This is a genomic window from Salinispora cortesiana, assembly GCF_000484695.1.
GTDB classification, from domain to species: domain Bacteria; phylum Actinomycetota; class Actinomycetes; order Mycobacteriales; family Micromonosporaceae; genus Micromonospora; species Micromonospora cortesiana.
This window is the reverse complement of the sequence record NZ_AXVR01000052.1, coordinates 16,526-30,619: the sequence shown is the minus strand read 5'-3', so window position 1 is coordinate 30,619 and position 14,094 is coordinate 16,526. Positions and strand designations below refer to the sequence as shown.

Annotated in this window: 16 protein-coding genes; 13 read left to right on the top strand and 3 right to left on the bottom strand. The window is 69.8% G+C overall.

The features are described 5' to 3' along the window. From K228_RS0119435 to K228_RS0119425, 3 genes are all read left to right on the top strand, one after another. Positions 1-292 (top strand): ISAs1 family transposase (locus K228_RS0119435; protein ID WP_029723785.1); only part of this gene is annotated, 292 nt, incomplete at its 5' end. Positions 293-335: 43 nt separating this feature from the next. Next, a complete protein-coding gene (locus tag K228_RS0119430; protein ID WP_025619942.1) occupies positions 336-1,154 on the top strand; it encodes a carbohydrate ABC transporter permease in 819 nt (272 codons plus the stop codon). Further along, the gene (locus K228_RS0119425) at positions 1,151-1,981 is read left to right on the top strand and encodes a carbohydrate ABC transporter permease (RefSeq protein ID WP_025619941.1); all 831 of its coding nucleotides are present in this window, start codon (positions 1,151-1,153) and stop codon (positions 1,979-1,981) included. The genes K228_RS0119430 and K228_RS0119425 overlap by 4 nt, the downstream gene beginning before the upstream one ends. Before the next feature lie 119 nt (positions 1,982-2,100). On the opposite strand, the gene K228_RS0119420 is transcribed toward K228_RS0119425, so the two are convergent. Both K228_RS0119420 and K228_RS0119415 read right to left on the bottom strand, forming a co-directional pair. Further along, on the bottom strand, positions 2,101-2,961 hold the full coding sequence (locus K228_RS0119420; protein ID WP_025619940.1) for a hypothetical protein: 861 nt from the start codon (positions 2,959-2,961) through the stop codon (positions 2,101-2,103). Positions 2,962-3,158: 197 nt separating this feature from the next. Continuing rightward, entirely contained in the window at positions 3,159-3,941 is a 783-nt protein-coding gene (locus K228_RS0119415) for an enoyl-CoA hydratase-related protein (RefSeq protein ID WP_025619939.1), read from the bottom strand. Positions 3,942-3,960: 19 nt separating this feature from the next. Here K228_RS0119415 and hemW point away from each other — a divergent pair, with 19 nt between their 5' ends. Next, positions 3,961-5,184, top strand: coding sequence for a radical SAM family heme chaperone HemW (hemW, locus tag K228_RS0119410; protein WP_188116223.1), 1,224 nt, complete (start codon positions 3,961-3,963; stop codon positions 5,182-5,184). A gap of 184 nt (positions 5,185-5,368) precedes the next feature. On the opposite strand, the gene K228_RS27500 is transcribed toward hemW, so the two are convergent. Then, positions 5,369-5,926, bottom strand: a complete 558-nt coding sequence (locus tag K228_RS27500) for a DUF4870 domain-containing protein (RefSeq protein WP_188116222.1) — start codon at positions 5,924-5,926, stop codon at positions 5,369-5,371. 243 nt (positions 5,927-6,169) lie between these two features. Here K228_RS27500 and hrcA point away from each other — a divergent pair, with 243 nt between their 5' ends. From hrcA to era, 9 genes are all read left to right on the top strand, one after another. After that, positions 6,170-7,192, top strand: coding sequence for a heat-inducible transcriptional repressor HrcA (hrcA, locus tag K228_RS0119400; protein ID WP_025619937.1), 1,023 nt, complete (start codon positions 6,170-6,172; stop codon positions 7,190-7,192). Between the two features lie 69 nt (positions 7,193-7,261). Next, entirely contained in the window at positions 7,262-8,407 is a 1,146-nt protein-coding gene (dnaJ, locus tag K228_RS0119395; protein WP_025619936.1) for a molecular chaperone DnaJ, read from the top strand. Positions 8,408-8,472: 65 nt separating this feature from the next. Then, entirely contained in the window at positions 8,473-9,207 is a 735-nt protein-coding gene (locus K228_RS0119390; RefSeq protein ID WP_025619935.1) for a 16S rRNA (uracil(1498)-N(3))-methyltransferase, read from the top strand. A 56-nt stretch (positions 9,208-9,263) separates the two neighbouring features. Continuing rightward, on the top strand, positions 9,264-9,626 hold the full coding sequence (locus K228_RS0119385; RefSeq protein WP_025619934.1) for a histidine triad nucleotide-binding protein: 363 nt from the start codon (positions 9,264-9,266) through the stop codon (positions 9,624-9,626). A gap of 157 nt (positions 9,627-9,783) precedes the next feature. Beyond that, positions 9,784-10,842 carry a PhoH family protein gene (locus K228_RS0119380; RefSeq protein ID WP_025619933.1) on the top strand — a complete coding sequence of 353 codons (1,059 nt, stop codon included), beginning with the start codon at positions 9,784-9,786 and terminating at the stop codon, positions 10,840-10,842. 17 nt (positions 10,843-10,859) lie between these two features. Further along, positions 10,860-11,333, top strand: a complete 474-nt coding sequence (ybeY, locus tag K228_RS0119375; protein ID WP_025619932.1) for an rRNA maturation RNase YbeY — start codon at positions 10,860-10,862, stop codon at positions 11,331-11,333. After that, positions 11,309-12,724: a hemolysin family protein gene (locus tag K228_RS0119370; protein ID WP_025619931.1), complete on the top strand. Its 1,416-nt coding sequence runs from the start codon at positions 11,309-11,311 to the stop codon at positions 12,722-12,724. Before ybeY ends, K228_RS0119370 begins: the two co-directional genes overlap by 25 nt. Next, positions 12,717-13,094, top strand: a complete 378-nt coding sequence (locus K228_RS0119365; RefSeq protein WP_025619930.1) for a hypothetical protein — start codon at positions 12,717-12,719, stop codon at positions 13,092-13,094. Before K228_RS0119370 ends, K228_RS0119365 begins: the two co-directional genes overlap by 8 nt. Continuing rightward, positions 13,091-13,990 carry a GTPase Era gene (era, locus tag K228_RS0119360; RefSeq protein WP_025619929.1) on the top strand — a complete coding sequence of 300 codons (900 nt, stop codon included), beginning with the start codon at positions 13,091-13,093 and terminating at the stop codon, positions 13,988-13,990. Before K228_RS0119365 ends, era begins: the two co-directional genes overlap by 4 nt. The last annotated feature ends 104 nt before the right edge of the window (positions 13,991-14,094 follow it).

Genomic DNA, 14,094 nt, shown 5'->3' with positions numbered 1-14,094 from the left:
TAAAGAGATCATCCACGGCATCGTCAGTCTCGACGCCGGACAGGCCGGCCCGGAACACCTCAACCACTACGCCAGAGGTCACTGGACCGTAGAGAACAGCCTTCATTGGACCCGGGATGTGACCTTCCACGAGGACACCTCCCAACTCAGGACCGGCACCGCCCCACGGAACATGGCAGCCTTCCGCAACCTGGCCCTCAACACCTTCCGCCTCGCCGGACGCGCCAACATCGCCCACGCCCGCCGCGACCTACACGACCGCACCGACACCTTCGCCGTCTACGGCATCTAACAAACCATGATCAAAGCGGACGTAAAAGAACAACGCCGGGGCCGTGCTGGACAACGTGCGCCAGCTCCGCGGGGACCGGGAGTGGCCGTGGGTGGGCTTCGACAATTACGCCCAGGTCCTCGGCGATCCGTTCTTCCGCACGGTGTTGCGGAACACGGTGCTCTTCGCCACCGCGAACGTGGTGCTGGCGATGATTCTGGGCACTCTGGTGGGTCTGCTGTTGAACCGGCTCGGTAAGCGGATGGCGGCCTTTGTAGCGAGCTGCGTGCTGTTGGCGTGGGCAACCCCGGCGCTGACCGGCACCATTGTCTGGAAGTGGATCTTCGACGACACCAGCGGGCTGGTTACCTGGCTGTTCAACGTGTTGCCGGACGGGCTTTCCCAGGCCGTTTTTAGGCGCAGCGACTGGACCGGCTACGGCTGGTTCAACTCTCCGCTGCTCTTCTTCTCGATCCTCACCCTGGTGGTGGTCTGGCAGTCGTTCCCGTTCGTCGCGGTCAGCGTGCTGGCCGGGCTCAAGAGTGTGCCGGGCGAACTGCACGAGGCGGCTCGGGTGGACGGGGCCGGGCCGTGGAAGGTCTTCTGGAAGATCACCTTTCCGTTGCTGCGGCCGGTCTTCGGGATTCTGGTCGTGCTCTCCACGATCTGGGACTTCAAGGTCTTCACCCAACAGTTCGTGCTCGCCGGTGGCACCCAGGACCGGCCAACATTCATGCTGGCGATCTACTCGTACGCGGAGGCGTTCTCGCCGCCGCCCAAGTACGGGATCGGGGCGGCGATCGCGGTGCTCCTCACCCTGATCCTGCTGCTGGTCACCGGGCTGTACGTCCGGATGGTGCTCAACCAGGAGGAGTACGCGTGAAGCGGTTCGCCCGCAACTGCGCTGCCCTGCTGGTGGCGCTCTTCGCCGTTTTTCCCGTCTACTGGATGGTCGCCACCTCGCTGAAGCCGAGTTCGGAGATCTTCGCCAGCACCCCCCGGCCGGTTCCCGCTGAGCCGACGCTGGAGCACTATCGGGAACTCCTCGCCGGGAACCTGATTCCGGGCGTGACCTTCGCCGACTTCCTTCTCAACAGTCTCCTGGTCACGGGGGCGACCGTGGTGCTCAGCGGGTTGGTGGCGTTGTTGGCCGCGACCGCGGTCGCTCGGTTCCGCTTCCCGCTGCGTACCAGTTTCCTGATCATGCTGCTGGTGGTGCAGATGGTCCCGTTGGAGGCGCTGGTCATTCCGTTGTTCCTGATGATCCAGCGGCTTGGGCTCTACAACACGCTGCCCAGCCTGATTCTCACGTACCTGGCGTTCTCACTGCCGTTCGCGATCTGGATGCTGCGCGGCTTCGTCGCGGCGGTGCCGAAAGAGTTGGAGGAGGCCGCCGCCATCGACGGGGCCAGCCGGGCGCAGACCTTTCGACGGATCCTCTTCCCGCTGGTCGCCCCCGGCCTGGTGGCCACCAGCATCTTCTCCTTCATCACCGCCTGGAATGAGCTGATCTTTGCGTTGACGTTCATCAACGACCAGAGTCGGTACACGTTGCCGGTGGCGATGACGTTCTTCTTCGGCCGGGATGACACCGCCTGGGGGGCGGTGATGGCCGCCTCCACACTCTTCACCCTGCCGGTGCTGCTCTTCTTTCTGCTGGTGCAGCGCCGGATGGTCGCTGGCCTGGTCGCCGGTGCGGTCAAGGGCTGACCGCTGGCGGTGGCTGCTCTGGCTGCTCGAGCCAGGGCAGCCAGAGCCCTGGGCTGCTCGAGCCAGCTCGGCCGCGTTGACTCAGCTCGGCCGCGCTGACTTCGCCAACCGGTCGACTCTCAGGAGGCGTCGAGGACCTCGGCGACCACCCGGGTGGGGCTCTGCTTGCCGGCTACCGGGGCCCAGACGCCCTCCTCCGCGGTCCACCGTAGCCCTTGGAAGTGGACTAGTTGGACCCCGTTGTCCTGGGCGTGTGACACCAGCCAGTGCGCGTACCGCCAGCCGCCCTGCTCGTCGTCCACGGTCACGGTCAGCCGGGTCGGGCCGGCCGCCGCGGCGTCAGGGGCGATCCCCCAGTCCAGGGTGAGCCCCTGGGCCAGCGCCGCGGTCGCCGCGGCTCCGCGGTGCTGCGGATCGTCGTTGACGGCGCAGGCCACCGCTCCGCTGGCCTGACCGAGCAGGGCCCGGCTCAGCACCTCCGACTCGTCGGCCCACTTCTGGTACGCCTCCGGGAAGGCCGAGCGCTGCACCGTCTGGGCGGCGTCGGTGACCCGCATCTCTTCCCAGTCGCGTACCTTCGCCAGCGCGTCGTAGAAGGTGTTCGTCGCGTACCGCGGGTCCCGGATCTGGGCTGGCGAGCCCCAGCCCTGGCTGGGCCGTTGCTGGAACAGGCCCACCGAGTCCCGGTCGCCGCCGGCCAGGTTGCGCAGCCCCGACTCCTGGTACGCGGTCGCCAGCGCCACCACGACCGCCCGTTCCGGCATGCCGCGCTGCGCCCCGATGGCCGCGATCGTCGCCGCGTTGGCCATCTGGCCGGCATCCAGCTCCACCTGGCCGTCTGCCTGCACAGTGCAGCTCCGCCCGGCGAACGGGAACCGAAGCCCATCCGCGATGTGCCGGAAGGCGACGAAGAGCCCGACCATGGCGACGAGCGCGATAACGATGCCAGTCGCTACGACTGCCCGAGTCCGCACCTGCACCCCCTGTTTCGACGAGTCCGACAAGCGTAAGCCCCGTGTACCCGGTGAGCCGCCGGCCAGCCGGGGCGGTGCTGCCCGGGCGTTCGGTCGGTTCGGCTACCGGTCGGTCGGGGCGGCGGTGGGCGCCCGCGACTTCCCGTGCCGAGCCGGCCAGAAACCCGGGCCACTGCCCGTGCCGCATCGGCCAGAAACCCGGGCTACTCGCCGGGTACCCAGCTTGCTGGCCGCTTCTCCCGGAACGCGGTCACGCCCTCCCGGCCCTCCCCGGAGAGGAAGTAGCCGGTGGAGAGGGTGGCCAGCTCGGTCAGTTCGCCCCGCAGCTCGGCGGTGGTGGGGCGGCGGAGCAGCTGTTTGGCCCCGGCCAGCGCGCCGGGTGCGCCCCGAACCAGCGAGTCGCAGTAGCGGGCCACGACGGCGTCCAGCTCCGCCAGCGGCACCGCCGTGGTGACCAGCCCGACGTCGGCGGCCCGCTGCCCGTCGAAGGTGTCCCCGGTCAGGTACAGCTCGGCCGCAGCGCGGGGCCGCAGCCGGGGCAGCACCGTCGCCGAGATTACCGCTGGGATGACCCCGATCCGTACCTCGGTGAAGGCAAACGTCGCCTGCTGGGCGCAGACCGCCAGGTCGGCCGCGGCGATCAGGCCCAGTCCGCCCGCCCGTGCCGGTCCCGCCACCCGCGCCACCACCGGCTTCGGGCACTCCCAGACGGCCGCGAGCACGTCACCGAGCATCCCGGCCGGCACCGTTCCGCTGGCGTACGCGGCGGCGGTCTCCTTCAGGTCGGCACCGGAGCAGAAGACCGGTCCGGAGTGGTCCAGCACGACCGCGCGTACGGTGTCGTCGGCGACCGCCGCGGCGAGTTGGTCGAGCAGCTGGGTCATCAGCGGCGTGGAGAGCGCGTTGCGGTTGTGCGGGCTGTCCAGGGTGAGGGTGGTCACCCCGCCGGCCGTGACAGTTCGCACCAGCGCGTCGGGAGAGGTCATGCCGGGCACACTAGTGGCCATGCCCGGTCTCCTACCAGCAGGCGAGACCATCCCGGTGGATGGATCGCTGCCCACAACCGCCCTGACCTCGGTGGGAACGCGGGGATTCGGCGTGTACGTACACGTCCCCTTCTGCGCCAGCCGGTGCGGGTACTGCGACTTCAACACCTACACCGCGACTGAGCTGGGTGGTGGTGCCAGTCGGGAGGAGTACGCCGACACCGTACTCGCCGAACTCGCGGTGGCGGCCCGGGTGCTGCGCGAGCACCGCCCGCCCCGGGTCGACACGGTCTTCGTCGGCGGTGGTACCCCCACCCTGCTGCCCGCCGCGGACCTCGCGCGAATCCTCGAGGCCATCGACCGGACCTGGGGACTGGCCGCCGACGCGGAGGTCACCACGGAGGCCAACCCGGAGTCGGTCACCCCGCGATCCCTCGCCGCGCTGCGGGCCGCCGGCTACACGAGGATTTCCCTGGGCATGCAGTCCGCGTCGCCCGGAGTGCTCGCGATCCTGGACCGGCGGCACAGCGCCGGGCGGGCGGTCGCCGCCGCCCGGGAGGCCCGGGAGGCCGGGTTCGAGCACGTCAACCTGGACCTGATCTATGGGACGCCGGGGGAGAGTGCGGCCGACTTCGCCGCCTCGCTCGACGAGGTGGTCGCCGCGGGGGTGGACCATGTCAGCGCGTACTCCCTGATCGTGGAGGAGGGGACCCGGCTCGCCGCCCAGGTGCGGCGGGGTGAGTTGGCGCAGCCCTCCGACGACGTCGCTGCGGACCGTTACCTGGCGGCGGAGGCGGCCCTCGACGCGGCCGGGTTCTCCTGGTACGAGGTCTCCAACTGGGCGCGGACACCGGCTGCCCGGTGCCGGCACAACCTCTTGTACTGGACCGGCGGCGACTGGTGGGGCCTCGGCCCGGGGGCACACAGCCATGTCGGCGGGGTGCGCTGGTGGAACGTCAAGCACCCCACGGCTTACGCGCAACGGCTCGCGGCGGGGGCGTCGCCGGGCTTGGCCCGGGAGGTGCTGACCGCCGACGAGGCGCACCTGGAGGACGTCATGCTGCGGCTCCGGCTCGCTGCGGGCCTGCCACTGGACGTGTTGGATCCCGCCGGTCGCGTCGGTGCCGATCGGGCGCGGGCGGCCGGTCTGTTGGCCGAGGCCGCGTACGGCGACGGTCGGGCGGTGTTGACGCTGCGCGGTCGGCTGCTCGCGGACGCGGTGGTGCGGGACCTGCTCGGCTGATCGACGACTTCCGGTCCGCGCCAGCCGGTGGCCATGAACCACCCGTACTTTCGATCGATCCGGTCCGGCTGGGCAGTTTGGACGGACTGGTCGGTACCGGCGTGGACCGCGCCGGCGATGGGACCTGGCAGCAGCGGAGCCGACCGGCCGGAACCCGGTCGGTCGGGATCCGGCCAGTCGGGCGTCACTTGATGAGGCGGGCCGACATCGGGTAGCGGAACTGCCGGCCTTCATTCGCCCGCAGGGCGGCGATGATGCCGAACACGATCTGGATCACCACGACAGCGATGTTCGGCAGGAAGAGCAGGCACCAGCCCACGAAGAGCAGGACGAAGGCGATGAGGGACCAGGTGATCTGGAAGTTGAGCGCCGCTTGGGCGTGCGCGCGGACGGTCGGTGACTGGTTCCCGCGGGCCAGGTAGGCGACCAGCGGGGCGATGAACCCGAGCACACCAGAGCTGATCAGTGCGCCGATTGCGCCGCCGAGGTGCGCGACGAGGACCCAGTTCCGGTCCTCGCGGTTCCCGTAACCACCGGGCGGGCCGTACCCGCCGGGTGGGTAGTTGCCGGGCGGGCCGTACCCGCCGCCGGGCGGTGGCATACCGCCGGGGGATGGGTAGTTGCCCGGCGGTGGAAAGCTACCCGGGCCAGGTGTCCCGGACAGCGGGGTGGTGGGGTCGTCGGGGCCCGGGCCGGGTGGCCCCGGCTCTCCGCCGGTGGGAGGGCGAGGTGGTTCCGTCATGGGGTCACCGTAGGCGCAACGGACAACGAGCCCGCTAGGCCACCGCCCTGGTTGTCCGGATGATCACTCTATGCCGGCACCGCCGGGCCGGGCGGCAGGTCCAGCGCCGTTATTCGATGATGGCAGTCGATCTTTGTTGATCATCGCGTTGGCGGGCGTGCCGACGTAGACTGGCACTCGCTAGAGTCGAGTGCCAGGAAGCGCCTCGATGGCCGACGCGCTGTGGGAGGAGGGGGGGGAAGGATGGGTCTCGACGACCGCAAACTCAGGGTGTTGCGCGCGATCGTCGAGGACTACGTCGCCACGCAGGAGCCCGTCGGCAGCAAGATGCTGGTCGAGCGCCACCAACTCGGGGTCTCCCCAGCGACCGTCCGCAACGACATGGCGGTGCTGGAGGAAGAGGGCTACATTCGGCAGCCGCACACCAGCGCGGGCCGGGTGCCCACCGACCGTGGCTATCGGCTCTTCGTGGACCGGCTGTCCCGGGTGAAGCCGCTTACTCCGGCCGAACGCCGGGCAATCGAGCGCTTCCTGGTCGGCGCGGTCGACCTCGACGACGTGGTGCACCGCACGGTCCGGCTGCTGGCCCAACTGACCCGGCAGGTCGCCGTCGTGCAGTACCCGTCGCTGGCCCGGTCCTCGGTTCGGCACCTGGAGCTGGTGCCGATCTCCACCACCCGGCTGATGCTTGTCATGATCGCCGACACCGGTCGGGTCGAGCAGCGGCTCGTCGAGCTACCCGGGCCGATCCCCCCAGACGACGTGATCGATCTGCGTCAGCTGGTCAACGAGAAGCTGGTCGGTACCCGGCTCGCCGACACACCGCCGCTGGTGCAGGCGTTGGTTGACGAGGTGAGCGGGGCGCTGCGACCGGCCATGGTCACCCTCTCCACCGTCCTACTGGAGACGCTGGTCGAACGGCACGAGGAGCGCATCGCCCTCGCCGGCACCGCCAATCTCACCCGTGGCGGCCTGCTCGACTTCCAGGGGTCGTTGCGCCCCATCCTGGAGGCGCTGGAGGAGGAGGTGGTCCTGCTCAAGCTCATCGGGGAGGTCGAGCCGAGCGCGATGCGCGTCCGGATCGGCGACGAGAACGAAATCGACAATCTCCGCGCCACCTCCGTGGTGAGCACCGGTTACGGACCAGGGGTGACCATCCTGGGTGGTCTCGGAGTGGTCGGGCCGACTCGGATGGACTATCCCAGCACCATCGCCACGGTTCGGGCCGTGGCACGCTACGTGGGCGACCTGCTGGCCCAGAACTAGGCATTACCGTCCGGCCGGACCGGGCCGGCGGTCGGCGCAAGCGAGACGAACATGAGGACACCGAACGCAGTGGCCAAGGACTACTACGGCATCCTCGGCGTGAGCCGGGAAGCCTCCGACGACGAGATCAAGCGCGCCTACCGCAAGCTTGCGCGCAAGTACCACCCGGACGTGAATCCGGACGTGGAGGCGCAAGAGAAGTTCAAGGACATCAACGCCGCGTACGAGGTCCTCTCCGACGACCGGAAGCGGCAGATCGTTGACCTCGGTGGTGACCCGCTGGCCCCCGGCGGCGGGGGTGGCGGCCCGGGCGGACCCGGCGAGGCCGGTCCATTCGTCGGCTTCCAGGACATTATGGACGCCTTCTTCGGGGGGGGCGCCGGCGGCGGCGGACGGGGGCCGCGCCCCCGCACCCGGCCGGGCTCCGACGCGATCCTGCGCCTCGAGCTGGACCTGCCCGAGACCGCGTTCGGCGTGGAGGCGCCGATCACGGTCGACACCGCCGTGCTCTGCACCACCTGCTCCGGTGCGGGCACCGCCGCCGGCACCCATCCGGAGAGCTGCGAGGCGTGTGGCGGGCGGGGCGAGGTGCAGTCGGTGCAGCGCACCTTCCTTGGCCAGGTGGTTTCGGCCCGGCCGTGTACCGCCTGTCAGGGCTATGGCACCACGATTCCGAACCCCTGCCCCACCTGCGCCGGGGACGGCCGGGTGCGGACCCGGCGTTCGCTGACCGTCAAGATTCCCGCCGGGGTCGAGGACGGGATGCGGATTCGGCTGGCCCAGCAGGGCGAGGTGGGCCCCGGCGGTGGCACCGCCGGTGATCTCTACGTGGAGATCCACGAGCGCCCGCACGATGTCTTCTCCCGTAAGGGCGACGATCTGCACTGCCGGGTGGCTGTCCCGATGACGACGGCGGCGCTCGGCACCCGCCTGACCATCAAGACGTTGGACAGCGAGGAGCCGGTTGACGTCAAGCCGGGTACGCAGCCCGGCAGCATGCTGCGGCTGCGCGCCCGCGGTGTGCCGCACCTGCGGGGGGCCGGCCGGGGTGATCTGTTTGTCCACCTGGACGTGCGGACGCCGACCAAGCTGGACGCCGACCAGGAACAGATGCTGCGCGAGTTCGCCCAGACCCGGGGCGAGGAGGTCGCTGAGCTGACCAAGCAGGGCGGCTTCTTCTCTCGGATGCGGGACGCCTTCAACGGCCACGCCTGACTCGACCCGTCCCGGTGTCCCAGGCCAGCGGCCCGGGGCGCCAGGGCGGTCGCTAGCCTGACACCGTGTCCGCGCCGCTGTTCCTGGTCGAGTCGTTGCCCACCGACGAGACGGCGACCCTGGACGGGCCGGAGGGACATCACGCCGCGACGGTGCAGCGGCTGCGGGCCGGCGAGGAGTTGCTGCTCGCCGACGGTCGCGGCGGCACGGCCGTCGCCGTGGTCACGGCGGTGGGAAAGGGCGTGCTCGACCTTCGGATCACCTCCCGGGACTACCAGGCCGCCCCCGCTCACCGGCTCGTCGTCGTTCAGGGGCTGGCCAAGGGGGAGCGGGGTGAGCTGGCCGTGCAGGCGATGACCGAGGTCGGGGTGGACGCGATCGTGCCCTGGACGGCCGGGCGCTCGGTCGCCCAGTGGCGGGGTGACCGGGGGGCACGTGCCCGGGGGAAGTGGGTCGCCACCGCGCGGGAGGCCGCGAAGCAGGCCCGCCGGGCCTGGCTGCCGGTGGTGACCGGCGCACCGGCCGAAGCCACCTCCGAGGTGGCCGGCCGGATCGCCGGCGCTGCGGCGGCGTTCGTTCTGCACGAGCAGGCGGGGGAGCGTCTGGTCACCGCGGAGCTGCCCGACCGCGGCGAGATCGTGCTGGTGGTCGGCCCCGAGGGCGGCGTTGCCCCGGCCGAACTGGCCGCCTTCGCCGAGGCTGGAGCCCGGACGGTGCGTCTGGGCCCGTCGGTGCTGCGTACCTCCACCGCCGGAGTGGCGGCGCTTTCGGTGCTCGCCGCCCGTCTTGGCCGCTGGTAGCGCAGGTTCTTCCGCTCTGGGCGGCGGTGACCGGAGCGTTTCCTTACACTGCCCCGGTGAGCACAACTGACTGTCTGTTCTGCCGGATCGTCGCCGGTGAGATTCCCGCCACCGTTCTCCGGGAGACCCGGACAACTCTCGCGTTCCGTGACATCGATCCGAAGGCTCCGGTGCACGTGCTGGTGATCCCGAAGGAGCACTATGCCGACGTGGCCACCCTGGCGGAGGGGGATCCGGGGCTCGCCGCCGAGGTGCTCGCCACCGCCGCCGCGGTGGCCGAGGAGGAGGGACTGCTCGGTGACGGCTTCCGGTTGCTCTTCAACACCGGGACGTACGGCGGCCAGGAGGTTTTCCACGTCCACGCGCACCTGCTCGGCGGTGCGCCGCTCGGGCCGATGCTGACGAGCAACCTCAGTTGACGCCGGTGGGGACCGGCCGGCCGATGTCGGGCAGGGGAATTGGGCGAGGTGCCCTGGCGGTTGACCCGATACGATGGGGGCAACGCCCAGCACGCCGCGGCGACCGGCCCGGCGCCGAGATCGAGAGCAGGTGGCTCAGGGCCACTCGGCCCAACCTATGACCAGCACCCCACCTCCCGGCCCGCCCCGGGCACAAACCAGGATTACCGTCCCGGAACCGAAGATCATGGTCAATCTCCTCGGTGCCGGGGACGAGATCCTGCGACTGGTCGAGCGCTCCGTGAGCAGTGACGTGCATGTTCGGGGTAACGAGATCACGATCACCGGCGCACCCGCGGACAACGCTCTCGCCGAGCGGCTCTTCGGCGAACTGATCGAACTCATCGAGAAAGGTGAGACGCTGACCACCGACGCCGTTCGGCGCACCGTTGGCATGCTCGAGCAGGGCAGCGCCGAGCGGCCCGCCGAGGTCCTGACGCTCAACATCCTCTCCCGGCGTGGTCGCACCATTCGCCCCAAGACGCTCGGGCAGAAGCGTTACGTTGACGCCATCGACGCGCACACCATCGTCTTCGGCATCGGTCCGGCCGGCACCGGCAAGACCTACCTGGCGATGGCGAAGGCGGTCCAGACGCTGCAGGCCAAGCAGGTCAACCGGATCATTCTCACCCGGCCGGCGGTCGAGGCGGGCGAGCGGCTGGGCTTCCTGCCCGGCACGCTGAACGAGAAGATCGACCCGTATCTGCGACCGCTGTACGACGCGTTGCACGACATGCTCGACCCGGAGTCGATCCCGAAGCTGATGGCGGCGGGCACGATCGAGGTGGCGCCGCTGGCGTACATGCGAGGTCGTACGCTCAATGACGCGTTCATCATCCTGGACGAGGCGCAGAACACCACGCCCGAGCAGATGAAGATGTTCCTCACCCGGCTCGGCTTCGGTTCCAAGATCGTTGTTACCGGCGATATCACCCAGGTGGACCTTCCCGGCGGGACGACCAGTGGCCTGCGGGTCGTTCGGGAGATCCTCACTGACGTGGCGGACGTGCACTTCGCCCAGCTCTCCAGCTCGGACGTGGTCCGACACCGGCTGGTCGGGGAGATCGTTGACGCGTACGCCCGCTGGGACGTGGAGCGGGAAAGTCAGCAGGCGAAGAGCGTGCAGGCGGTGCCCGGGCGGCCCACCCAGGGTGGCCGCGCCGGTCGGCGCCGCTAACGAAGCGAAGGAAGACAGTGTCCATCGAGATTGCCAATGAGTCCGGGGTTGACGTCGACACCGACGCGCTACTCGCCGTCGCCCGGCATGCCCTCGACGAAATGGGGGTCAACCAGCTCGCTGAGCTGTCTGTGTTGCTTGTCGATATCGACTACATGGCCGAGTTGAACCATCGCTGGATGGGCGGGGACGGCCCCACCGATGTTCTCGCCTTCCCGATGGACGAGGGCAGCGTTGACCATGGGCCGGGGGAGAACGCCACCATCGGCGCCGAGCCGGCGTTGCTCGGTGACATCGTGCTCTGCCCCGAGGTGGCCGCGAAGCAGGCGGCCACCGCGGGTCACTCCACCGCCGATGAGCTGTATCTACTCACCGTGCACGGGGTGCTGCACCTGCTCGGCTACGACCACGCCGAGCCGGAGGAGGAGCGGGAGATGTTCGCCCTCCAAGGCCGGCTGCTGGTGAGTTGGCGGTCGACCCGGTCACGATGATGGCCTCTCTTGCCGCAGCGTCGGCCGGTACGTCCGGCCTCCCCGACGTGCAGTTGGTATTCCTCGCGGCAGGGCTGGTGGTCCTCGCCGGCCTGATCGCGATGACCGAGGCGGCGCTTGCCGCGGTCTCGCCGGCCCGGGCGGCCGAGTTGGTCCGCGACGGAGCCCGGGGTGCCCGAGCGTTGCAGTCCGTCGCCGGGGACGTGGTCCGGCACCTCAACCTGCTGCTGCTGTTGCGGCTGCTCGCTGAGTTGAGCGCGACCACCCTGGTAGCCCTGGTCGCGGTCGACTCGCTCGGCGCCGGCTGGCTGGCCGCGGTGGTGACCGCCGGGGCGATGACTGTGGTCAGCTTCGTGGTGGTCGGCGTCGGACCGCGCACCATCGGCCGGCAGCACGCCTACGCGGTGGGTCGCGGGGTGGCGCCGCTGGTGCGTTGGCTGGGTCGGGCGCTCAACCCCCTCGCCTCGCTGTTGATCCTGATCGGTAACGCGGTCACCCCGGGGCGCGGTTTCCGGGAAGGTCCCTTCGCCACCCAGGTGGAGCTGCGCGAACTGGTTGATCTGGCCGAGCAGCGCGGCGTGGTGGAGCATGGCGAGCGGCAGATGATCCACTCGGTCTTCGCGCTCGGTGACACCATCGTCCGCGAGGTGATGGTGCCGCGTACCGAGATGGTCTGGATCGAGCGGCACAAGATGCTCTCCCAGGCCCTGGCGCTCTTTCTGCGTTCCGGCTTCTCCCGCATCCCGGTCATCGGCGAGAGTGTTGACGATGTGCTCGGCGTGCTCTACCTGAAAGATCTGATCCGGCGTACGCAGGGCGGCGCCCCGGAGGATCGGCGTCTCCCGGTGGCCGAACTGATGCGCCCGGCCACCTTCGTGCCGGAGTCCAAGCCGGTTGACGACCTTCTCTCGGAGATGCAGGCTGCCCGGAACCACCTGGTGATCGTCGTTGACGAGTACGGCGGGACCGGCGGACTGGTCACGATCGAGGACATCCTGGAGGAGATCGTCGGCGAGATCACCGACGAGTACGATGTTGAGCGTCCGCCGGTCGAGCACCTCGACGACGATGCGGTCCGGGTCACCGCGCGGCTACCCGTGGAGGACCTCGGCGAGTTGTTCGACACCGAGCTGCCCAGCGACGAGGTGGAGACGGTGGGCGGCCTACTCGCGCAGTCCCTGGGCCGGGTTCCGATCCCCGGCGCCCAGGTTGAGGTGGCCGGTCTGCGGCTGCTGGCTGAGGGCACCACCGGGCGGCGCAACCGGATCGACACGGTCCTGGTGCGCCGGGTGGAGCCGGCCGACCAACAGCACGATCCGGGGCGTGGCAGATCCGCCGACGCTCCGGACGACACCGACCAAGCCGAGGAGAGGCAACCCGCCGATGCCTGAGTCACCCGCCGTACCGACTACCGGTTTCACCCCGATGGAGCTGACCGCCGAGGACGCCAAACTGGTCGTCCTGGCCCGGGGGGCGCGGGGTCGGGTCGGTGCCGTCGAAGGTGCCGCGGTCCGGGACCAGGACGGCCGGACGTACGCCGCGGCGAGCGTCTCGCTGCCTTCGCTGGCGTTGACCGCACTTCAGCTCGCTGTGGCCGCGGCAGCGGCGGCTGGCTGTACCCGGCTGGAGGCCGCGGCGGTGGTGACCGAGGCGTCAACGCTGGACGGCGCCGGCCATGCGGCGGTCCGTGACCTCGCTGCCGACGCGCCGATCCACGTGGCGGCCCCGGATGGCACGCTCCTCGGGACGGTGGCCGAGTGACTTCCGAGAACCTTCGGCAGCCGTACCGGGCGGGCTTTGGCTGCTTTGTGGGACGGCCAAACGCCGGCAAGTCGACGTTGACCAACGCGATCGTCGGGCAGAAGATCGCCATCACCTCGAGCAAGCCGCAGACAACCCGACACGTCATCCGGGCGGTGCTGCACCGGCCCGACTCGCAGCTCGTCCTGGTTGACACGCCGGGCCTGCACCGGCCCCGGACGCTGCTCGGCGAGCGCCTCAACGATCTGGTACGGCAGACGTGGAGCGAGGTTGATGTGATCGGCCTCTGCATCCCGGCGGACGAGCCGATCGGCCGGGGCGACCGCTTCATTACAGGTGAGCTCGCCGAGCTGAAGGCGACCGTGCTCGCGGTGGTGACGAAGACCGACCTGGTCGACCGGGAGCAGCTGGCCAAGCAGCTGGTCGCGGTGAGTGAACTGGCGGACTTCGCGGAGGTCGTGCCGGTCAGCGCGGTCTCCGGGCATCAGGTCGACACGCTGGTGGACGTGATGACCCGCTACCTGCCGGAGTCACCACAGCTCTACCCGGACGACATGCTCACCGAGGAACCGGAGCAGGTGCTGGTCGCCGAGCTGATCCGGGAGGCGGCGCTGGAGGGCGTGCGCGACGAGCTGCCCCACTCCATCGCGGTGGTGGTGGAGGAGATGATCCCCGCGGAACGGGTCATCAAGATCTACGCTGATGTGTACGTCGAGCGGCCGAGCCAGAAGGCGATCGTGATCGGGCACCGGGCCAGCCGGCTCCGGGACGTCGGGATCCGGGCGCGGCGGCAGATCGAGGAGCTGCTCGGCACCCGGGTCTACCTCGACCTGCACGTCCGGGTGGCGAAGGACTGGCAGCGGGACCCGAAGCAGCTCCGTAAGCTCGGCTTTTAGCCGCAGCCACGGCTTACCGCCGGGAGTTCCGGGTGACTTGTCGGCTTCGACGAGTTAATGAGGAAGTTCACTTTTTCTTCCGGCGGGCTCGCACTTTTCCGGTC

Bases quoted from the DNA above. Each gene is read 5' to 3' on its own strand.
- K228_RS0119380 (WP_025619933.1), top strand. From the start codon at position 9,784: ATGACCAGCACCCCACCTCCCGGCCCGCCCCGGGCACAAACCAGGATT.
- K228_RS0119365 (WP_025619930.1), top strand. From the start codon at position 12,717: ATGCCTGAGTCACCCGCCGTACCGACTACCGGTTTCACCCCGATGGAG.
- K228_RS27500 (WP_188116222.1), bottom strand. From the start codon at position 5,926: ATGACGGAACCACCTCGCCCTCCCACCGGCGGAGAGCCGGGGCCACCC.
- hrcA (WP_025619937.1), top strand. From the start codon at position 6,170: ATGGGTCTCGACGACCGCAAACTCAGGGTGTTGCGCGCGATCGTCGAG.
- hemW (WP_188116223.1), top strand. From the start codon at position 3,961: ATGCCCGGTCTCCTACCAGCAGGCGAGACCATCCCGGTGGATGGATCG.
- K228_RS0119415 (WP_025619939.1), bottom strand. From the start codon at position 3,941: ATGACCTCTCCCGACGCGCTGGTGCGAACTGTCACGGCCGGCGGGGTG.